Origin of the sequence: Niveispirillum fermenti, assembly GCF_048066175.1 — a bacterium.
Lineage (GTDB): Bacteria > Pseudomonadota > Alphaproteobacteria > Azospirillales > Azospirillaceae > Niveispirillum > Niveispirillum fermenti.
Map to the genome: position 1 here is coordinate 50,608 of NZ_JBLTXA010000012.1, position 20,092 is coordinate 70,699.

General features: G+C 64.7%; 18 protein-coding genes. 5 read left to right on the forward strand and 13 right to left on the reverse strand.

All coding sequences use genetic code 11. The annotated features are described in order from the left end of the window. Nucleotides 1–73: 73 nt before the first annotated feature. Nucleotides 74–1,351 carry a pentapeptide repeat-containing protein gene (locus tag ACM9LZ_RS13915; protein ID WP_416620083.1) on the reverse strand — a complete coding sequence of 426 codons (1,278 nt, stop codon included), beginning with the start codon at nucleotides 1,349–1,351 and terminating at the stop codon, nucleotides 74–76. Between the two features lie 312 nt (nucleotides 1,352–1,663). Between ACM9LZ_RS13915 and ACM9LZ_RS13920 the strand changes: the two genes are divergently transcribed. Next, nucleotides 1,664–5,161: an indolepyruvate ferredoxin oxidoreductase family protein gene (locus ACM9LZ_RS13920; RefSeq protein ID WP_416620084.1), complete on the forward strand. Its 3,498-nt coding sequence runs from the start codon at nucleotides 1,664–1,666 to the stop codon at nucleotides 5,159–5,161. 65 nt (nucleotides 5,162–5,226) lie between these two features. On the opposite strand, the gene ACM9LZ_RS13925 is transcribed toward ACM9LZ_RS13920, so the two are convergent. Then, nucleotides 5,227–6,198: a magnesium transporter CorA family protein gene (locus ACM9LZ_RS13925; RefSeq protein WP_416620085.1), complete on the reverse strand. Its 972-nt coding sequence runs from the start codon at nucleotides 6,196–6,198 to the stop codon at nucleotides 5,227–5,229. Nucleotides 6,199–6,337: 139 nt separating this feature from the next. On the opposite strand from ACM9LZ_RS13925, the gene ACM9LZ_RS13930 reads away from it, so the two are divergent. Next, nucleotides 6,338–6,901, forward strand: coding sequence for a septation protein A (locus ACM9LZ_RS13930; RefSeq protein WP_416620086.1), 564 nt, complete (start codon nucleotides 6,338–6,340; stop codon nucleotides 6,899–6,901). Nucleotides 6,902–7,059: 158 nt separating this feature from the next. Further along, the gene (locus tag ACM9LZ_RS13935; protein WP_416620087.1) at nucleotides 7,060–7,404 is read left to right on the forward strand and encodes a hypothetical protein; all 345 of its coding nucleotides are present in this window, start codon (nucleotides 7,060–7,062) and stop codon (nucleotides 7,402–7,404) included. A 112-nt stretch (nucleotides 7,405–7,516) separates the two neighbouring features. On the opposite strand, the gene ACM9LZ_RS13940 is transcribed toward ACM9LZ_RS13935, so the two are convergent. The 4 genes from ACM9LZ_RS13940 to sdhC are packed head-to-tail and all read right to left on the reverse strand — an operon-like array spanning nucleotide 7,517 to nucleotide 10,927. Beyond that, on the reverse strand, nucleotides 7,517–8,299 hold the full coding sequence (locus ACM9LZ_RS13940) for a succinate dehydrogenase iron-sulfur subunit (protein WP_416620088.1): 783 nt from the start codon (nucleotides 8,297–8,299) through the stop codon (nucleotides 7,517–7,519). Between the two features lie 27 nt (nucleotides 8,300–8,326). Continuing rightward, nucleotides 8,327–10,117, reverse strand: a complete 1,791-nt coding sequence (gene sdhA, locus ACM9LZ_RS13945; protein WP_416620089.1) for a succinate dehydrogenase flavoprotein subunit — start codon at nucleotides 10,115–10,117, stop codon at nucleotides 8,327–8,329. A 4-nt stretch (nucleotides 10,118–10,121) separates the two neighbouring features. Beyond that, nucleotides 10,122–10,517, reverse strand: a complete 396-nt coding sequence (sdhD, locus tag ACM9LZ_RS13950; protein ID WP_416620090.1) for a succinate dehydrogenase, hydrophobic membrane anchor protein — start codon at nucleotides 10,515–10,517, stop codon at nucleotides 10,122–10,124. Between the two features lie 11 nt (nucleotides 10,518–10,528). Next, nucleotides 10,529–10,927, reverse strand: a complete 399-nt coding sequence (gene sdhC / locus ACM9LZ_RS13955; protein ID WP_416620091.1) for a succinate dehydrogenase, cytochrome b556 subunit — start codon at nucleotides 10,925–10,927, stop codon at nucleotides 10,529–10,531. 262 nt (nucleotides 10,928–11,189) lie between these two features. Between sdhC and ACM9LZ_RS13960 the strand changes: the two genes are divergently transcribed. Next, nucleotides 11,190–11,951 carry a GNAT family N-acetyltransferase gene (locus ACM9LZ_RS13960; RefSeq protein WP_416620092.1) on the forward strand — a complete coding sequence of 254 codons (762 nt, stop codon included), beginning with the start codon at nucleotides 11,190–11,192 and terminating at the stop codon, nucleotides 11,949–11,951. A 33-nt stretch (nucleotides 11,952–11,984) separates the two neighbouring features. On the opposite strand, the gene gpmA is transcribed toward ACM9LZ_RS13960, so the two are convergent. From gpmA to ACM9LZ_RS13985, 5 genes are all read right to left on the reverse strand, one after another. Then, a complete protein-coding gene (gene gpmA / locus ACM9LZ_RS13965) occupies nucleotides 11,985–12,674 on the reverse strand; it encodes a 2,3-diphosphoglycerate-dependent phosphoglycerate mutase (protein ID WP_416620093.1) in 690 nt (229 codons plus the stop codon). Between the two features lie 142 nt (nucleotides 12,675–12,816). Then, nucleotides 12,817–14,964 carry a TonB-dependent receptor gene (locus tag ACM9LZ_RS13970; RefSeq protein ID WP_416620094.1) on the reverse strand — a complete coding sequence of 716 codons (2,148 nt, stop codon included), beginning with the start codon at nucleotides 14,962–14,964 and terminating at the stop codon, nucleotides 12,817–12,819. 219 nt (nucleotides 14,965–15,183) lie between these two features. Then, nucleotides 15,184–16,401 carry a pentapeptide repeat-containing protein gene (locus tag ACM9LZ_RS13975; protein ID WP_416620095.1) on the reverse strand — a complete coding sequence of 406 codons (1,218 nt, stop codon included), beginning with the start codon at nucleotides 16,399–16,401 and terminating at the stop codon, nucleotides 15,184–15,186. A 223-nt stretch (nucleotides 16,402–16,624) separates the two neighbouring features. Then, the gene (locus ACM9LZ_RS13980) at nucleotides 16,625–16,888 is read right to left on the reverse strand and encodes a hypothetical protein (protein WP_416620096.1); all 264 of its coding nucleotides are present in this window, start codon (nucleotides 16,886–16,888) and stop codon (nucleotides 16,625–16,627) included. Nucleotides 16,889–16,938: 50 nt separating this feature from the next. Further along, nucleotides 16,939–17,274, reverse strand: a complete 336-nt coding sequence (locus ACM9LZ_RS13985) for an Mpo1-like protein (RefSeq protein WP_416620097.1) — start codon at nucleotides 17,272–17,274, stop codon at nucleotides 16,939–16,941. A 151-nt stretch (nucleotides 17,275–17,425) separates the two neighbouring features. Here ACM9LZ_RS13985 and ACM9LZ_RS13990 point away from each other — a divergent pair, with 151 nt between their 5' ends. After that, nucleotides 17,426–18,454, forward strand: coding sequence for an aspartate-semialdehyde dehydrogenase (locus ACM9LZ_RS13990; RefSeq protein WP_416620098.1), 1,029 nt, complete (start codon nucleotides 17,426–17,428; stop codon nucleotides 18,452–18,454). Between the two features lie 131 nt (nucleotides 18,455–18,585). Here ACM9LZ_RS13990 and ACM9LZ_RS13995 read toward each other — a convergent pair whose 3' ends face one another. Continuing rightward, entirely contained in the window at nucleotides 18,586–18,996 is a 411-nt protein-coding gene (locus ACM9LZ_RS13995; RefSeq protein WP_416620099.1) for a hypothetical protein, read from the reverse strand. Nucleotides 18,997–19,076: 80 nt separating this feature from the next. Continuing rightward, nucleotides 19,077–19,940, reverse strand: coding sequence for a pyridoxal kinase PdxY (pdxY, locus tag ACM9LZ_RS14000; protein ID WP_416620100.1), 864 nt, complete (start codon nucleotides 19,938–19,940; stop codon nucleotides 19,077–19,079). Nucleotides 19,941–20,092 lie beyond the last annotated feature (152 nt).

Here is a 20,092-nt window from a genome sequence, read left to right on the forward strand (position 1 = left end):
TACCGTGAGCCTAGCGCAGCCAAGCCCCCCGCGTCACCTGCCGCAATGCCAACGGGACAGGGGGTGGTCGGCGTCAGTCGATCCGGGCCCGCCGCAGTTCGGGCGCCGATCGCGCCTTGCCGTCCAATATGGCGCCGCGCAGGTCGGCGGCGGCGAAATTGGCGTTGGTGAAGCTTGCACCCTCCAGACGGGCCTTGCGCATGACCGCGCCACGGGCATCGGTCCCCGCCAGGTTGGCTTCCCGCAGGTCCGCCGGCCAGTCGCGGTCCAGTGACTTTCCGTCTGCGTCGCGCAGCGGGACGGGACCAAACTGCGTATCCAGCAGGCTTGCCTCCCGCAGGTCGGCCCGGAAGAGGTTGGCCCCGTCGAATACGGCGTCGCGCAGTTCCGCCCCGCGAAAGCTGGAACCGGTGAGCTTTGCCATGCGCCACACCGATTCCCTCAGATTGGCCTTGTCGAACCGGGCATAGGTCAGTTCGGCGCCCGACAGGTCACAGCCCGTCAGGTCGGCCCCGGACAGGTCGGGCTTCAGCATCACCATGCGCTGGCCTTCCCGCCCATTGGTGATGACCCAGCGCTGGTGCTCCGCGATGGCATCGCGCAGGAGGGCGGACAGCTTGCCGCGATCGGCGCTGAAACGTGCGCCGTCGGTGTAGGCCGCCTTGAAGTTGGCGTCGGTGGGGCAGACATTGCGCAGCCGGGCATCGCGCAGGTCGGCGCGGGCGAAATTGGCACCGGCAACCTGGGCATTGTCCAGGATGGCGCCTTTCATTTTTGCTTCGGTGAAATTGCTTCCCCGCAGATCGGCGCCTGACAGGTTGGCCGCGAACAGATGCGCGCCGGCCAGGTCGGCGCCAGCCAAGTTGACATTGCGCATGTCGGCCCCCGACAGGTCGGCCCCGGCCAGTGAGGCATTGGCCATATCGGCATTGCTCAGGTTGGCCGTCTGGATGACCTTCTGCTGGACCTTGCCGACCCAGATGACAAGCTGACCCTGGCGCAGGTCGGCACGGTCGAACCGGCTCTGTCGCAGATTGGCGCCGGCCAGGTTGATCCCGCGCAGGTCGGCGGAGACCAGGCTGGCGCTTTCCATATCGGCCCTGGCCAGGTTGGCGCCGAACAGGTCGGCCCCATCCAGGAGGGAAGCGCGCAGATGCGCTTCCTCCAGGTTGACCCCGCTCAACAGGGCCGTTCGCATGTCGGCACCATCAAGCTGCCCGCCACGCAGTTCCAGTGACTTCAATTCCAGCCGTCTGCCGCCCGGCCGGCCTTCCAGGTAGCGCTGATGCAGGATCAGCGATTGCCGCAGCGCCTGTTCCGTGGTCACCGACAATTCCAATCCGGCCGACAAATTCACATCATGGAAACCATATTTACTCCCACCGCATCGGGACGGGCGCATCCTTCCACCTGACCCGATGCATAGGGTCTTTGCCGATTCTCGCCCGCGTCGGACCCACCATGGCGATGTTGCACTGCACCACCGCAATGCGGCAGCAATATTGCCCTATTATGGCGGGCCATCCTGCATCAATCGGTCGGGAAAGCGCGGAATCGGGTTCTAAAATAAGTCAGTAGAACTGACCTATTTTGTGGGTTACCGTGATGTTAATCCGGGTCATTATTCGGGCCGTATGTGTCGGCCCGAAAGGGGAGGGTTCCGATGGCTGATGCCGCCCGCGCGCTTGCGACCGTTTCGCTGGACGATAAATACGCCTTGGAGCAGGGGCGTGTCTTCATGACAGGCACCCAGGCTCTGGTGCGGCTGCCCATGCTGCAAAGGCAGCGTGACCAGACCGCGGGCTTGAACACGGCCGGCTTCATTTCCGGTTATCGCGGGTCACCACTGGGTGCCTATGATCAGGCGCTGTGGCAGGCCCGCAAGTTTCTGGGGCGCGGCGGCATCCATTTCCAGCCCGGCGTGAACGAGGAACTGGGCGCCACGGCCGTCTGGGGCAGCCAGCAGGTGAACCTGTGGCGGGGCGCCAAGGTCGATGGCGTGTTCGGCATCTGGTACGGCAAGGGCCCCGGCGTGGACCGGTCCATCGATGCCATCAAGCATGCGAATTTTGCGGGCACCAGCCGGCATGGCGGCGTGCTGGCCTTCGCCGGCGATGATCACAGCTGCAAATCCTCCACCCTGCCGCACCAGTCGGATCAGGCCTTCATCCATGCCTTCATGCCGACCATCAATCCGGCCGGTGTCCAGGAGTTCCTGGATCTGGGCCTGGCGGGCTTCGCCCTGTCGCGCTATGCCGGCGCCTGGGTCGGGTTCACCTGCATCGCCGACACGATCGACACCACGGCCATCGTCGATATCGATCCGCGACGTGTGCAATTGCAGGTGCCGACCGATTTCGAACTGCCGCCCGGCGGCCTGAACATCCGGCTGCATGACACGCCGTTGATCCAGGAAGCCCGGATGATCGATTGGAAGCTGGACGCCGCCCGCGCGTTTGCCCGCGCCAATCGTCTGGACAAGGTGGTGTTCGGCCATGCCGCCCCGCGTCTCGGCCTGATCACCATCGGCAAATCCTATCTGGATGTGCGCCAGGCGCTGGATGAGCTTGAAATCAACGAGGAGATGGCCACGCAGTGGGGTCTGGGCATCTACAAGGTGGCCATGGCCTGGCCGCTGGAGCCGGTGGGCCTGCGCGATTTCGCGCATCCGGCCGAGGAACTGCTGGTCGTGGAGGAAAAGCGTTCCGTCCTGGAAAGCCAGATCAAGGAACAGCTATTTCACTGGGATCGCCGCCCGCGCGTCCTGGGCAAGACCGACGAGATGGGCAAGCCGCTGTTCACGGAGAAGGCGGAACTGAGCCCCGTGGATATCGCCCGCGTGCTGGCGGCCCGCATCCTGGCCTTCGGGCCGAACGAGTATGTGTCGGAGCGCCTGGCCCGTATGGAACACCGGGTGCGGCAGAATACGCCTTCATCCACTGTGGTGCGCACCCCGTTCTTCTGTTCCGGCTGCCCGCACAATACCTCCACCCGCCTGCCCGAGGGCAGCCGTGGTCTGGCCGGCATCGGCTGCCATTACATGGTCACCTGGATGGGCCGCAGCACCGATGTGTTCAGCCAGATGGGCGGCGAGGGCGTGCAGTGGATCGGCCAGTCGAACTTCACCGAGGAAGGGCACGTCTTCGCCAATCTGGGGGACGGCACCTATTTCCATTCCGGCATCCTTGCCGTGCGTGCGGCCGTGTCGGCCAAGGTGAACATCACCTACAAGATTCTTTACAATGACGCGGTCGCGATGACGGGCGGCCAGCCTGTGGACGGCACCCTGTCGGTCTACGACATCGCCCAGCAACTGGATGCGGAGGGCGTGTCGCGCATCGTGGTGGTCAGCGACGGGCCGGAGAAATACGGGCTGGGCCGGGGTCTGCCGCATGGCACCAAGGTGTTCCATCGTGATGAACTGGATCAGGTTCAGCGGGACCTGCGACAGGAGAAGGGCGTCACGGTCCTTATTTATGAACAGACCTGTGCGGCGGAAAAGCGTCGTCGTCGCAAGCGGAACAAGTACCCCGATCCCGCGCGGCGCGTGGTGATCAACGAACTGGTCTGCGAAGGCTGCGGTGATTGTTCGGCCAAGTCATCCTGCCTGTCCGTGGTGCCGGTGGAAACGGAGTTCGGCCGGAAGCGCCAGATCGACCAATCCTCCTGCAACAAGGATTTCTCCTGCCTGAAGGGCTTCTGCCCCAGCTTCGTGACGGTGGAGGGTGGCGCGCTGAAGAAGCCCAAGCCGGCTGCCGTGAAGGGCGAGGATTGGGGAGTGCTGCCGGAGCCGGAGATCAGTCCCCTGGACAAGCCCTGGAACATCCTGGTCACCGGTATCGGCGGGACGGGCGTGGTCACCATCGGCGCCATCCTGGGTATGGCGACCCATCTGGAAGGCCGCGGATTCACCGCCATGGACATGGCGGGCCTGGCCCAGAAGGGCGGTTCGGTGACCAGTCACCTGCGGATCGCTGAACGGCCCGATCAGATCCACGCGAACCGCATTGTCGCCGGCGGGGCTGACCTTGTCCTGGCCTGTGACATCGTGGTGGCCGCCAATGCCGATGCCCTGTCGAAGATGGCGCCCGGCCGCACCCATGCCGTGGTCAATACGGCGGAGACGATGACGGCTGCCTTCATCAGCAATCCGGACGCCACGGTGCCGTCCGCCGGCCTGACGCGCACCATCGCATCCGGCGTGGGCGGTGCCGATGCGGTGTCGGCCATCGATGCCGCACGGATCGCCACGGCGCTGTGCGGTGACAGCATCGCCACCAACATGTTCATGCTGGGCTATGCCTGGCAGAAGGGGCTGGTCCCGACCACCGCCGCGGCGATCGAAAAGGCTATCGAGATGAACGGGGCGGCCGTGAAGATGAATACGGACGCCTTCCGCTGGGGCCGCCGTGCCGCCGTCGATCCGGCCCGCGTCATCGCCGCTGCGACCCCGAAGCCGGACAAGTCGGGTGCCTTCGGCCACCGCCGCGCGTCGGAGACTCTGGCGGAAATGGTGGAACGCCGTGTCGCCTATCTGACCGACTATCAGGATGCCGCCTATGCCGGCCGTTACAAGGCGCTGGTTACCCGCGTGCAGGCCGTGGAAACGGAACGCACGCCGGGTCGCGACGGCCTGTCGCGTGCCGTCGCCCGCTATCTGTTCAAGCTGATGTCCTACAAGGACGAGTACGAGGTGGCACGGCTTTACAGCGACGGCCGTTTCCAGGCGCAGATCGCCGCCCAGTTCGAGGGCGATTACAAGCTGAAATTCCATCTGGCCCCGCCGGCCACCGCCCTGCGTGATCCCGTGACAGGCCACCTGAAGAAGCAGGAATTCGGGCCGGCCATGATGCTGGGTTTCAAGCTGCTGGCGAAGATGAAGGGCTTGCGCGGCGGCAGCCTGGATGTCTTCGGCCGCAACCCGGAACGGGTGATGGAACGTCAGCTCATCACTGACTATATCGCGGTGGTGGAGGAACTGCTGGCCGGCCTGTCCCCCGCCAATGCCCTTCTGGCCGTGGAAATTGCCTCGGTGCCGGAAAATATCCGCGGTTTCGGCCACGTGAAGGATGAGCATCTGGCCAAGGCCAAGGCGGAAGAGGCGGAATTGCTGGCCCGCTGGCGCCGTCCGCTGGCACCCATCAGTGCCGCGGCGGAATGATCCGCCAAACCTGCCCTTGTTTCTCCTGACCGCTGCGCGAAAGCAGGCGGCCAGGAGAAATGGCCCTACAGCCAGCCGCGCCGCTTGAAGTAAAGGAACGGCACGATCACCGACATCACCATCAGCGCCAGGGCCATCGGATAGCCGTAGGGCCAGTCAAGCTCGGGCATGAAGTGGAAATTCATGCCATAGATGCTGGCAACCAGTGTCGGCGGCAGGAAGACCACGGCCGCCACGGAAAAGATCTTCACGATATTGTTCTGTTCGATCCCCACGACTCCCAGCAGCGCATCCAGCTGGAACGCGATGTTGGATGACAGGAAGGCCGTGTAGTCGGCCAGCGATTGCGCGTCCTGGCCCAGCGTCTTCAACCGGGGGCGCAGCCCCTTGTCATTGGCCAGTTCGCGCACGGTGGCGGTGAAGGCGATGATGCGGGTGAGGGTGACCAGGCTTTCCCGTGCCTTGGCCGTCAGGTCGTGGGCGCGGGAAACCCGCTTCAGCAGCAGATGCTGCTGATCGGAATTCAGGTGCCCCTGATGCCCGTCGATCAGTTCCTGCGCCACGGCGGTGACATCGCGCCCTGCACCCTCCAGCACATCGGCGATCCGGTCCAGGATGGCGTCCAACAGGGACAGGAAGGCCGACACGCCGCTGTCCAGCCGCACGCTTTGCCGGGACACCTGATTGTGGAAGCCGTAGAACGGCTTGGGATCATCAAACCGCAGGGTGATCAGCGTCTCCCCCGTCAGGACGAAGGTGATGTCCATCGTTTCCGGCACGGGCGCATCGGCGCGGCACAGGACGGTGGCTGTCATGAAGGCCCCGCCCGCCTCGCGGTAAAGCCGGCTGGACAGTTCGATCTCGCGCATCTCCTCGCGCGTCGGAAGCTCGATCCCGAAGGTCTGCTCGACCAGGCGCCTTTCGGCGGCGCTGGGCGCGTTCAGGTCGATCCAGCAGGATTGCCGCAGCGCGTCCGGCCCCGGCGTGCCGTCCACCGCCTCGTTTCGACCTGCGACCATGCGGTAGGCACGGATCATCGGCCTTCTCCCCCGCAAAGAAAACATCCCGCTCCTCGGGCTTTACTCCTTTCATAGGGCGGGGGAAAGCGAAGTTTCATGCCTTGAACGGCAACTCCGCACTGGTGCGGCGCGATGGTTACAGGTACAGCTTGCGCCCATGAATCCCTTGTTGCGCCTGGCATTGGAGGCGGGGCCGCTGGCCCTGTTCTTCGTCATCAATTCCCGCTATGGCCTGATGGCCGGTACGGGTGTCTTCATGGCCGCCACCAGTGTGGCTTTGGCCGCAAGCTGGCTGCTTGAACGGCGCCTGCCGGTCATGCCGGTGGTCGGCTGCTTCTTCGTGCTGGTCTTTGGCGGCCTGACACTGTGGCTGAACGACGAACTGTTCATCAAGATCAAGCCGACGGTCGTCAATCTGCTGCTGGCAGGTACGCTGTTTGCGGGCCTGATTCTGAAGCGCAACCTGCTGAAGGTGGTGCTGGGGGCCGCGCTGGAGATGACGGAGACGGGCTGGCGTATCCTGACCGTGCGCTGGGCCTGGTTCTTCCTGGCGCTGGCCCTGCTGAACGAGATCGTCTGGCGCAGCTTCGGCACGGAGATGTGGGTGAATTTCAAGGTGTTCGGCATCATGCCGTTGTCCATCGCCTTTTCCCTGGCCCAGATCCCCGTGATCATGAAGCATCAGGTGCAGCCGGCCGAAGGCGACGGCAGCGGGGCCTGAACGCGCATGGCGGCGCAACGCACCATTTACCGTTCAGCGACGCGGGCGCCCTGTTCATTTCACAAGAAATTCAATCGGTAACGGCCGGGTAACGCTGGTTGCGCCGTGCTGCTGCCCGTCGGCATGATCGCCCCGTCACGAATATGATGGGGGTTCAGATGTCGCGTACCATCCGGGGTTCCGGTCTTGCCATGCTGGCCATTGCGGCTATGGGCTTGTTGGGGGCTTGTTCCATCAAGGTCAATGAGGGCGATGCGGAACGGGGGGCCTACAGCACGCCGCGCACGGCAACGGATGTCTGCCGGCGGGAGGTACACCGCAGCTATGGCGACCGATACCGTATTTCCTTCGATCTGCCGGAATTGTCGACGAGCGGCACCCTCCAGACCGTGTACCAGCCCTTCACCATCGTGAGCCGCAAGGACAGTTTCGAGGGTCCGCAGCGGCGTGCCCTGCGCTGCACCCTGGCCGACGGCATCCTGACCCAGGCTGTTCCGGGCTGATCACCGCCTTCAAAACGGTATTTTGTCAGGGAAGGCGGCTGGAACATGACAAAGAAAAAGCCGCCGGGGGTATCCCCGGCGGCTTTGCCTGTCGATACCCGTTGCGTGCCGGTCAGGCGGCGCGGGCGGCCATCAGCTTCTTGATCTCGGCGATGGCCTTGGCCGGGTTCAGACCCTTCGGGCAGGTCTGGGTGCAGTTCATGATCGTATGGCAGCGATAGAGGCGGAACGGATCCTCCAGCGCGTCCAGACGCTCACCCGTCATTTCATCGCGGCTGTCGGCGATGAAGCGATAGGCCTGCAGCAGAACCGCCGGACCCAGATAGCGGTCGCCGTTCCACCAGTAGCTGGGGCACGACGTGGTGCAGCAGAAACACAGGATGCATTCGTAGAGACCATCCAGCTTCTCCCGCTCTTCCGGGCTTTGCAGCCGTTCGCGCGAGGGGGCTGTGCTCTGCGTCTGCAGCCAGGGCTTGATGGAGGCCAGCTGCGCATAGTTCTGGTTCAGGTCGGGGACAAGGTCCTTCACCACCGGCTGGTGTGGCAGCGGGTAGATCTTGACGTCGCCCTTCACCTCGCCGATCGGCTTCAGGCAGGCCAGCGTGTTGCGCCCGTCGATATTCATGGCGCAGGAACCGCAGATGCCCTCGCGACAGGAACGGCGGAAGGTCAGGGTGCTGTCGACATCGTTCTTGATGTGGATCAGCGCGTCCAGAACCATGGGACCGCACTTGTCCAGGTCGATTTCGTACTTGTCTTCCCGCGGGTTCTCGCCGCTGTCGGGATCGTAACGATAAATACGGAAGGTGCGGGTGCGCTTGGCATCCGCAGAAGCCGACTTGACGGTCTTGCCGGGCACGACCTTCGAGTTGGCGGGCAGGGAGAATTCAGCCATGGATGAAGCCCTCTCAGATCGTGACGCTTAGTAGACGCGCTTCTTCGGCGGGAACACTTCCACCTCGTTCGTCAGGGTGTAGAGATGGACCGGGCGATAGTCGATGGTCGGCTTGCCCGTCTCGTCCACCCAGACGGTGGTGTGCTTCATCCAGTTCTCGTCGTCACGCTCGCTGAAATCCTCGCGGGCATGGGCGCCACGGGATTCCTGGCGGTTGGCGCCGGAATTGATGGTGGCGACGGCCTGATACATCAGGTTGTCCAGCTCCAGCGCCTCCACCAGATCGCTGTTCCAGATCATGGAGGTGTCGGTCACCTGCACATCCGGACGCTTGGCCCAGACCTGGCGCATCATCTCCACGCCCTCGTTCAGCACCTCGCCGGTGCGGAAAACGGCGCAGTTGTTCTGCATGATCCGCTGCATCTCCAGACGCAGATGGGCAACGCGCGTGCCGCCCTTGGCGAAGCGGGCCTTGTCCAGACGGGCCAGCGCCTTGTCGGTGCTGTCGTTGGAAATGGTCTTGTGCGGGGCGCCCTTGGTGACGATTTCGGCCGCGCGGATGGCGGCCGAACGGCCGAACACCACAAGGTCGAGCAGCGAGTTGGAACCCAGGCGGTTGGCGCCATGCACCGACACGCAGGCGGCCTCGCCGATGGCCATCAGGCCGGGCACCACCTGATCGGGGTTCTCGGCCGTCGGGCGGATCACCTCGCCGCGATAGTTCGTCGGGATGCCGCCCATGTTGTAATGGACGGTCGGCAGGACCGGGATCGGCTCCTTGGTCACATCCACGCCGGCGAAGACGCGGGCCGACTCGGCGATGCCGGGCAGGCGGGCATGGATGACTTCCGGCGCGAGATGCTCCAGATGCAGATGGATATGGTCCTTGTGTTCGCCGACGCCGCGACCCTCGCGGATCTCGATCGTCATGGACCGGCTGACCACATCGCGGCTGGCCAGGTCCTTGGCGGACGGGGCGTAACGCTCCATGAAGCGCTCGCCGGCGCTGTTGGTCAGGTAACCGCCTTCACCGCGCGCACCTTCGGTGATCAGGCAGCCGGACCCATAGATGCCGGTCGGGTGGAACTGCACGAACTCCATGTCCTGCAAGGGCAGGCCGGCGCGCAGCACCATGCCGCCGCCGTCGCCCGTGCAGGTATGGGCCGAGGTGGCGGAGAAATAGGCGCGGCCATAGCCGCCGGTGGCCAGCACCGTCTGGTGGCCGCGGAAGCGATGGATGGTGCCATCGTCCAGGTTCCAGGCCAGCACGCCCCGGCACACGCCTTCCTCGTCCATCAGCAGGTCGAGGGCGAAATATTCGATGAAGAATTCGGCATGGTGGCGCAGGCTCTGCTGATAGAGCGTATGCAGCATGGCATGGCCGGTACGGTCGGCGGCCGCGCAGGTGCGGTATGCCTGGCCCTTGCCATATTCGGTGGTCATGCCGCCGAAGGCGCGCTGGTAGATCTTGCCCTCGGCCGTGCGGCTGAAGGGCACGCCCTGATGTTCCAGCTCGATGATGGCGGGGATGGCCTCGCGCACCATATATTCGATGGCGTCCTGGTCGCCCAGCCAGTCCGACCCCTTGACGGTGTCGTACATATGGTAGCGCCAGTCGTCATTGCCCATATTGCCAAGGGCGGCCGAGATGCCGCCCTGTGCCGCCACGGTATGGCTGCGGGTGGGGAACACCTTGGTGATGCAGGCGGTCTTCAGCCCCTTTTCGGCCATGCCGAAGGTAGCGCGCAAACCGGCGCCGCCGGCGCCGACGACAACCACGTCATATTCGTGATCGATGATCTTGTAAGCGGTCGCCATGATGTCAGGCTCCGAAAGCGATCTTCAGGACGGCGAAGGACGAGGCCAGGAACAGCACCAGCGCCAGACCCTTGGTCAGCGCGATGGCGGTCAGCTTGGCCAGCTTGCCTTGGATGTAATCCTCGTACACTTCCTGCATGCCATAGGCGGCATGGTGGAAGGTGAAGCCCAGGAACAGCACGGTCAGGATGACCGGATAGGGCTGCTTGAAGGTGGCGATCACCTGTTCATAGGGCGCGCCGACAAGGCAGAGGACCTGGATGACGAAAAGGATGGTCAGCACGGCAAGCCCGGCCGCGCCGATGCGGTAGGCCAGCCAGTGGTGAACGCCCGACTTGGCGGGGCCCAGGCCGCGAGCGCGGCCGATGGGCGAGCGGAAGCTGTTGGTATCGTTGGCCATCTTGTCCCCCGTCAGACCGCGAAAGCCACGACCCAGGTCACCACGGTCGCCACGACGGCACCGCCGATGACCAGCTTGGCGCTGGAATAGGACTGTTCCAGGGACAGCATCCGGCCGCCGTCCCAGATCAGGTGGCGCAGGCCGTTCAGCAGGTGGTACCAGAGCGCCGCCGTCCAGCCGAACATCAGCAACAGGCCGATGGGCGAGGCGATGAAGCCGCTGGCCGTCGCGTAGGCATCCGGGCCGGCGGCGGCGGCGACCAGCCACCAGACCAGCAGCAGCGTGCCAACGGTCAGCCCCACGCCGGTGATGCGGTGGGCGATGGAGGTCAGGGCCGGCAAGGGTAGCCGGTAGACCTGCAGGTGGGGGGACAAGGGCCGTTGCCGTCGGGCCGCAGGCGTGTCGGTCATCTCTCTTTCGTCCTTGGTGTGTGCCGGGGTGGGATCCCGCACCGCTCCCCCGCCAGGGGCGCGACGCCCGGCGGGGTATCCGCCGGCGACTTTTGAGACAAAGAAATCGCCCGAGTGACTTACGCCTAACCCCCGCCTGCGTCAACGCTTCGGCGGTGCGGCAATGGTCGTGTCGGCCCCCCGACCTTGGCATGGCGCCCTTGTTTTTCAGCATGGCAGCATATGACCGGCCCATTTCTTGGCGAGGGAGGCTCCGGGTTCCATGCTTTCACCCGACCGCATCGATGACATCGCCCTGCTGGAAGACCTGGCGATGACCGCCTGGCCGGCACCGCGCCGGATGGTCCACCGCGGCTGGGCGGTCTATTTCGCCGATGGCCATACGGGAAGGGCCAATTCGGCCAATGCCCTGGTGCCGATGGCAGCGATGGATGACGACGGCATCCTGGCCGTGGAACAGGCCTATCGCCGCCAGTCCCTGCCGCCCATGTTCCGCCTGACGCCCCTGTCGCCGCCCGGGTTGCTGGGCCGCCTGCTGCTGCGTGGTTATACCGTGGCCAGCGAGAGCCATGTGCTGTGGCGGGAACTGGCGGGGGACGGGTTTGAACACGCATTCGACAGGGATGTGCATGTTTTGAGCGGTTTTCATCCGGCCTGGCTGGATGCTTACCGCACGATGGTGCCCGTTCCGGATCAGGAGATGCCGGCCCTGACGTCCATCCTGTCGGCCATAACGGCCGATGCCCGTTTCGCCCTGCTGATGCAGGACGGGGTGCCCGTGGCCGCCTGCATGGCCGTGATCGACCGCGGCTGGGCGGGCTTCTTCAAGGTTGCCGGCCGGCCCGACCAGCGGGGCCGGGGATATGGCCGCCGGCTGATGTCGGACATGATGGTCCGGGCCGCGGCCGACGGCGCGACGGGCGCCTATCTTCAGGTGGGCACCGGCAATGCACCGGCCCTGGCCCTTTATCGCCGCCTGGGGTTCCAGGGGCTCTATGATTACGCCTATGCCAGAAAGGGTTGACGGGGCGGGCAGGACGCCGCCCCGTCCCGGGCATCAATCCAGGAAGTACCGGTCGCGCGCCTTCAGGTCGGCATCCAGTTCATAGATGATGGGCTTGCCCGTCGGGATCTCGAACTGCACGATCTCCTCGTCGCCCATGCCCGACAGATACTTGACCAGGCCGCGCAGGCTGTTGCCATGGGCGGCGACCAGCACGCGCTTGCCGGCCTTCACCTGCGGGGCGATGACCTCGGTCCAGTAGGGGACGACGCGGGCCACGCAATCCTTCAGGCTTTCGGTGCGCGGCAACTGATCCTTGGAGAGGTCGGCATAGCGCGGATCGGCGTCGGGCAGCCGCTCGTCATCCTCTGCCAGGACCGGGGGGGCGATGTCGTAGGAGCGGCGCCAGATCTTGACCTGGTCGGCCCCGTGCTTGGCCGCCGTCTCCGTCTTGTTCAGGCCCTGCAGGCCGCCATAATGCCGCTCGTTCAGGCGCCAGTTCTTGTATTGCGGCACCCAGATGCGGTCCATCGCCTCCAGCGCCAGATTGCTGGTCTTGATGGCGCGCTTCAGCAGGGATGTGTGGCAGATGTCGAAATCGAAGCCGGCGGCCTGCAGCTTCACGCCGGCTTCCTTGGCTTCCTCCACCCCCTGCGGCGACAGGTCGACGTCGGTCCAGCCCGTGAACAGGTCTAGCTGGTTCCAGACGCTCTGGCCATGGCGGATCAGGACAAGCTTCGTCATCTCCCACATTCCCTTGCATATCGCCCCGCGCGGGGCGGATTGGTGCCGGCCAGCGTCCTAGCATAGACCGCCGGCCGGCACCAATGTCCGTTCCAGGGGGAACGGATGCCGTCCCCGCCGGGAACAGGGGCGATCCTTCCGGTCAGAAGCCCGCGCGCATGGAAACGCGGATATCGCGGCCGGGCTGCGGCAGCATGTCCTTCAGGAAGGAGGTGCTGTACCGCACCTCCTCGTTCGTCAGGTTGCGGCCCTCCAGCAGCAGGGTAATATCCTGGCTGGGGAAGGGGTGCCAGTCGACCGAGGCGTTGAAGACCGTCGAACTGTCGGTCGGCAACTCAAAGCCGGCTGTTCGCTTCTGCCTGTCCGTCCAGACCATCTCGACATGGGCGGCGATGCTCGACAGTTCCACCCCCAGGCCCGTGCGCAGCGACAGGGCGGGGATGTGGGGCAGGGGCGTATCGTTGGAACGGTCCGTGGCGCGGACATAATCCAGGCCCGCATCCCAGATCACCGCCAGGCTGTCGTTGCGCAGCAGCGTGGCGGCGGCTTCCAGTTCCACGCCCCAGAAACGGGCGTCGGTGGCGGTGAACTGCGCCACCGGCAGGCCGTCATCCTCCGCGCCGGTGAAGCGCTCATAGATGAAATCGCCATAGTCTGTCAGGAACAGGTTGATCGAGCCCGTGACCGGGCCGCCGGACTTCCGGATCGTGGCTTCCACCCCCAGTGCCGTCTCCTTGCCCAGTGTTGGGTCGCCCAGCTCATAGGTGCTGGTGGCCAGATGCGGTCCGTCAGACAGCAATTCCTCTGCGTTCGGGGCGCGTTCGGTCCGTGACAGGCTGATGCCCGTCATCCAGCCATTGCCCAATTGCCGCGAAGCGCCGGCGGAGACGGAGAAGGTCGTGAAGTCGCGGTCGAACCCGATGCTGTCGGCCTTCACCTCCTGCTGCTCCAGGCGGAAGCCACCCTCCAGGGCGAAGGGGGCCAGGTCCAGCCGTTGCAGGGTGAAGACACCCATCTGCACCGTATCGCTGGGCGGCACGAAGGCTTCCTCGCCAATGGCCTCGAAATCGCGCTTGGAAGCCTGCACACCCATGGCCCCGGACAGGTTGCCGAACGCCTTCTGCACGAATTCCAGGCGGCCTTCCCAGCCCGTGTTCAGGAAGCGGGTTCCGACCTCGTCGCCCTCAAACTCCTTGTGTTCGTAATCCGCCCAGCCGAAGCGGATGCGCGTCGTCTGAAACAGGGCGAAGGGCTGGTTGATCTCCCCCATCAGGTCCACGCGGGTCTGGGCCAGGCCGATGCGCACGGGGCCTTCCTCACTATGGTCATGGTCGTGATCATCGTCGTGGTCATGATCATGATCATGATCATGATCGTGGCCGTCGGCGTGGGTGTGGCCGGCGGCGATGCCGTACTTGCTCTTGAAGCGGCTGACACTGACGCCCATGAAGCCCCAATCGGCGATATGGGACAGGCCGGCCGTCGCCCCCTTCTGGGTCAGGTCGCTGTTGGCGACCCGGCCGCGGGCCGGCTCCTCGTTCTCATGCTCGTGATCATGATCATGGTCATGGTCATGGTCATGGTCCTCGGCGGCGCGCAGGGCGCGGGATTCCAGGAAGCCCGGCACCTTGTAATCATTCGTCCGGCGCCAGAATCCATCCAGATGCAGGACGAACGGGCCGCTCAGCTTGGCATCGACCGCTGCCGCCAGCGAGCGCTCGTCGGCATTGCTGCCCAGGCCCAGCCGGACGAAGCCATCCGCACCGTCCTTGGGCTCGGCGATGGGAATGCGTCCGTCCAGGACATTGACGACGCCCCCCATGGCATTGTTGCCATAAAGCAGGGTGGCCGGCCCGCGCAGCACCTCCACCCGCCTGGCCGTGGCCAGATCGAGCGCCGGGGCATGGTCGGGGCTGGTGCTGCTGGCATCGATGCTGCCGATGCCACCGGATAGGATACGGATACGATCACCGCCCTGGCCCCGGATCACGGGGCGTGATGCGCCCGGGCCAAAGGCCGTCTGCGACACGCCCGGCAGACGGTCCAGCGCTTCGCCCAGGGTGGTGGACAATGCGCGGTCCAGGGCTTCGCCGGACAGGGACGAGGCGCCCTGCAGGATATCGAATTGACGTGTACCCATAGGGGAGGCAGTGACGATGATCTCATCCACGCGATCATGCGTACTGGACGCATCCGCCATCTGTTCCTGGGCCATGACCGGTAGGGCCGTGAACATGCCGCCCATCACGGCGGCCAAAGCCATCCCCCGGGCGAACCTGACCTGTCGCATCGCTGAAATCCAATTACGTTATAACATAACAATTGCATAATCCCGGCGATGCGACAGGTCAAGTGCGAGATGATGGCGCAAGGCGGCCTTGCGCCAACCGGGGATTGGCGCCGTGACGGGCGTGGCCACACACTGTTGCGGCGCATCGTGCGCGCATGGATGTCGTGGGTACCGGGGATTTGAGGCACGGTGATCGGATGCGATCACCGGGAAACGGCATCAATCGTGCCGGGCTTGGCTGAAATTGGCGCCTTCCAGTTCGGCACCGTCCAATTTCGCGCCGCGCAGGTCGGCACCGGTGAAATCGGCTCCCTTTGCCACGACCCCGCGCAGATCGGCGTTGCGCAGGTCGGCCCCCTGGAGGCGGGCCCCGGATAGCCGGGTCGCCCAGCGTCTGTCGGGCATGTCAGCGCTGACCAGCGGGGTCAGGTTGGCTCCTTGCAAGAAGGCGCCGCCCAGATGGGCGCGTTCCAGGTTGGCCCCGCGCAGGTCGGCGCCGTCCGCGTGGCTGTCCCGCAGATCGGAACATTCCAGATCGGCCATGACCAGACATGCATTGGTCCAAAGGGACCGGCGCGCCAGCGTGAAGGGGAAGCGGGCCGCGGTCAGATTGTGGCCCCTGAAATCCTGGCCCATCAGGTCGCGGCCACTGAAATCCCCGCGCTTGCCGTTGCGGCCGGCACTCAACACCCATTCCGCATGGGCGGCCAGCAGTACCTCCACCGTTTCCGCCCCGTCGGTGGTGCCGGGCAGCAGCGCGCCTGTGACGCGCAGGTCGGACATGGCGCGGGGGTCCAGGATGGCACCGCGGAAATTCGCCCCCTCGGCCAGGGCGTCGCGCAGGATGGCATCGGTCAGGACTGCACCGGCGAAGTCCGCCTCCTGCAATTGCGCGCCCTGCAGGTTGGCACCGTCCAGGGTGGCACCCCTGAAATTGGCACCGCGCAGGTCGGCGCCGCGCAGGTCGACCTGCCGCATGTTGGCATCGCTGAAATCGGCCTTCAGCGTGATGGCGCCATTCATCTTCGATCCGGTGAAATCGGCGGCATGGGCCAGCACGGCAGCCAGGTTGGGGATGCGGCCATCGAAGGCCTGGGGCAGGGGCTTGCCGCCACGATAGACGGCCAGCACGGCCTCCCGCACGTCGGTGTCACGCAGCTTGGCCTTCGTCAGGTCGGCCCCGCGCAGTGTGATGCCGCGCATGTCGGCCTTCGACAGGTCGGCCTGCTGCAGGTTGGCCATGCGCATGTCGGCAGCGAACAGGTTGGCGCCGGTCAGCCTTGTCTTTACCATCTGTGCCTGATCGAAGCGCGATCCGGTCAGTTCGGCGCTGCGCAGGTCCATGTTGGAAAGGTTGACGCCGCGCAGGTCGCAAAGCACGAAGATGGCTCGCTGGCCGCCGATCCGGCCTTCCATCAGCTTCACATGCTTGCGCAATGCCTCCAGCAGCTCCTCCGGGGAGGGGCGTCGCCATACCGGGTCCGCAGATGCTGGTGCCTTCTCCGCTGTCACAAGCTGTCTTTAGCCCCCGCGCACGTACCCGGTCTGGTGGCGGTCACGCCACCCCTCTACCACTATGCCAGAGGTCTTATGGGTTGCACACCAAAGTATGGGATCGAAAGAGACCTATCCACAGGTTTCCCCGACGGCGGCGGCCCCGTCAGCTCACGAACTTCCTGGCATTGGCAACCATGACTGAATACATGGTGCGGATGAAGTCCGTCGGCCGCAAGCGGCCCATCGGGATATTCTCCGAGGCGTAGGTGACCAGTTCGTCCGGCGGTTTCACCGGCACGACCTCCAGCCCCGCCCGGCGCAGGCCTTCCACCACGGATTTGGCCTGCTTGATATAATCTTCGTTGAAGAAGGTCTTGTCCGCATCCTTGATGGATTTGGCGATGATCTCCACGATCGGTTGCGGCACGGGCCTGTTCCCCAAGATGACGGCGGCTGAAGGTCGATTGCGAAGGCGTTTTAGACGCGGACGCCGGCCCGGCGCAATTCCGGTTCCAGCCGCCCGGCCACGAACAGGAAGAACATGCGATAGTCCGCGATCAGCGACCAGAGCGGGTAGGTGAAGGTGGCCGGCTTGTTGTGTTCCACCAGGGCATGCGACAGCCAGGCAAAGAAATAACCCGACAAGGGCATGCCCAGCAGATAGAGCGGTTGCATGGTGGCGCCGAACAGCACAAGGAAACCCAGTGCGATCGCGCTGCCGACGTAATGAAAGGCACGGGTCACGGGTTTGGAATGTTCACGCAGATAGAAGGGCCAGAATGCTTCGAAGGTCTGGTATTCTCGCTGTGCCATGGGTGCATTCCTCCTGCCACGTGGGCGCTGGGGACATTTTCTTGCCATCTTGATGCCCAACGAATAAGTCAGGTTGTTCACCGGGGCTTGTCAAGCCGCAACGAAGTTGCGCCGCCCCCTTCCTTCTCACATCGAATCGAGGACCGGTAAAATGGGTTACAAGGTCGCTGTCGTTGGCGCCACGGGCAATGTCGGCCGGGAGATGCTGCAGACGCTGGCCGACCGAAAATTCCCGGTGTCGGAGGTCGTGGCGCTTGCGTCGGAACGGTCTGCCGGCCAGCAGGTTTCGTTCGGCGAGGACCAGGTGCTGAAGGTGCAGGACCTGGCCCGTTTCGATTTCTCCGGCACGGATTTCGTGCTGTCTTCGCCTGGTGCCAAGATATCGGCTCAGTTCGCGCCACGCGCCGCGGAAGCCGGTGCCTGCGTGATCGACAATACCAGCCATTTCCGTATGGACCCCGATGTGCCGCTGGTCGTGCCGGAGGTCAATCCGCACCATCTGGCCGGCTGGCGCAAGAAGGGCATCATCGCCAATCCCAACTGTTCCACCATCCAGATGGTCATGGCGCTGAAGCCGCTGCATGATCTGGCCAAGATCCGCCGCGTGGTCGTTTCCACCTATCAGTCGGTGTCCGGCGGCGGCAAGGAGGCGATGGACGAGTTGTTCACGCAGACCCGCGCCATCTATGTGAACGACCCGGTGGAAAAGAAGAAGTTCACCAAGCAGATCGCCTTCAACGTCATCCCGCACATCGATGTGTTCATGGATGACGGCATGACGAAGGAGGAATGGAAGATGGTGGTGGAGACCAAGAAGATCCTCGACCCTTCCATCAAGGTCACCGCCACCGCCGTGCGTGTGCCCGTGTTCATCGGCCATTCCGAAGCGCTCAATATCGAGTTCGAGCGCCCCGTCACGGCTGACGAGGCCCGCAGGGCCCTGCGGGCGGCGCCCGGCATCTCCGTCGTCGATCACCGTGCGGACGAGGGGTATGTCACCCCGGTCGAGGTGGCGGGCGAGGACAATGTCTATGTCAGCCGCATCCGGGAGGATGCGACGATCGAAAATGGCCTGAACCTGTGGGTCGTGGCGGACAATCTGCGCAAGGGTGCGGCTCTCAACGCCGTGCAGATCGCCGAGGCGATGATCCGCGACGGCCATATCGGCCCGGCGGACTGACCCGCAGATCAAATCACGAACGGCAATCTGGCGCCGGCCTCTCCGTGGGGCCGGCGCTTTTTCTTGACCGCGCGGCCGACATGCCGGCCTGTTCTGTCAGAAAGCCACGGACCCTGGTTCGGGTGCGGCGGTCATTTCAGCCCGACGGTCAGGTCGCAGATGGTGGAGCCGACGCCGCGGTTGAAGAACCGGATGACCATGCCGCCCGCGTCGCGCACGGTCAGCACCTCGCTCTGCCCCGCGCCCAGCGAAAGCTGGCGGCCCGTGGCGGCCAGGGTGCTTTCGGTGATGGAATATTCCAGCGTGCAACGCTTGTTGCCAAGGTTCTGGAACGTCACATCGCCGGGGCCGGGGATCTTGAATTCAAAGCTCTTGCCCTGGGTGAAATCAACCCGGCCATGGCAGGGATTGTCCCGCTGCACCTCGCAGCCGAATTCGCCCTGCGGCTCCCGCAGGGGCGCCTGTGCCGCCGCCGGGGAGATGGGGGCCAAGCCGGCCAGCAGCAGCAGGGCAGTGGTCATCGCGAGGGGATGGCGGGGCATGGGTCATACACTCCTGCAAAGGCACTTGTTTCAATAGACCTGCCGGCACGGACCGGGCAAGGCCGAAACCTTCACGGATGTCAGCCGACCCGACAGGCGCCATAAAGCGTTCCCGGTGTCACAAGCTGGTCCTGCGCGGCGACGATCTGCAATTCGCGCTGCCCGCTGTCGCGGGTGGCCTGGAACACGGCATAGATCGCCGATGCCGCATGCGACAAAGCGGTCGCACCGTCCCCGTCCGTGGCCAGGAAGCGGGCCAGGAACAGGGCGGCCACACAATCGCCGGCCCCGTTGGGCAGGGGTGAAAGCTCCAGCCGGGGCGTGGCCACCAGCCAGGCCCCGTCCGGACCGTCCAGCAGCATCTCGATGCTGTTGTCGGGCGCGTCGGTGCGTGTCAGGCTGGTGACCATGACCCAGCGTGGACCCAGCGCACGGGCGGCGCGGGTCGCCCGCAGCGCGCTGGCCAGATCGGTGACGGCATGGCCCGTCAGATACTCCAGCTCGAACTGGTTGGGTGTGATGATGTCGGCCATCGGCACGGCCCGTTCGCGGAAGAATTCCGGAATGCCGGGCCGCACGAAGAAGCCGCGTCCAACATCGCCCATCACAGGATCGCAGCAGTAGAGAGCACCGGGATTGCCCGACTTGGCCCGCCCCACGGCCGACAGGACAACGTCGCCCAGTGTTGCGTCCCCCATATAGCCGCTCAGCACGGCATGCAGGCCATCCATGGCCCCGCGCGCCTCCACGCCCTTCAGCACATCGGCGATATGGTCGGGCGGCAGGACCATGCCTGTCCAGGCACCGTATCCCGTATGGTTGGAAAACTGCACCGTGTTGACGGCAATCGCATCGAAACCCAGCCTTTCCAGGGGAAAGACAGCGGCGCGGTTGCCCACATGGCCGAAGGCGACATGGGACTGGATGGTCAGGATGGTTCGCATCGTCAACACCGTTGGCCCGTTTCGCTTTCTTGCTACGCCGGGGAGCAAGGGGGCTTCAATGGCAAAAGCGTGTTGATGACACTGTGCGGTGCGTCACTGCCGTCCAAGGGCGCGTCGGGTCTTTGCTGCACTCCTGTCCCTTAGGGCTAATT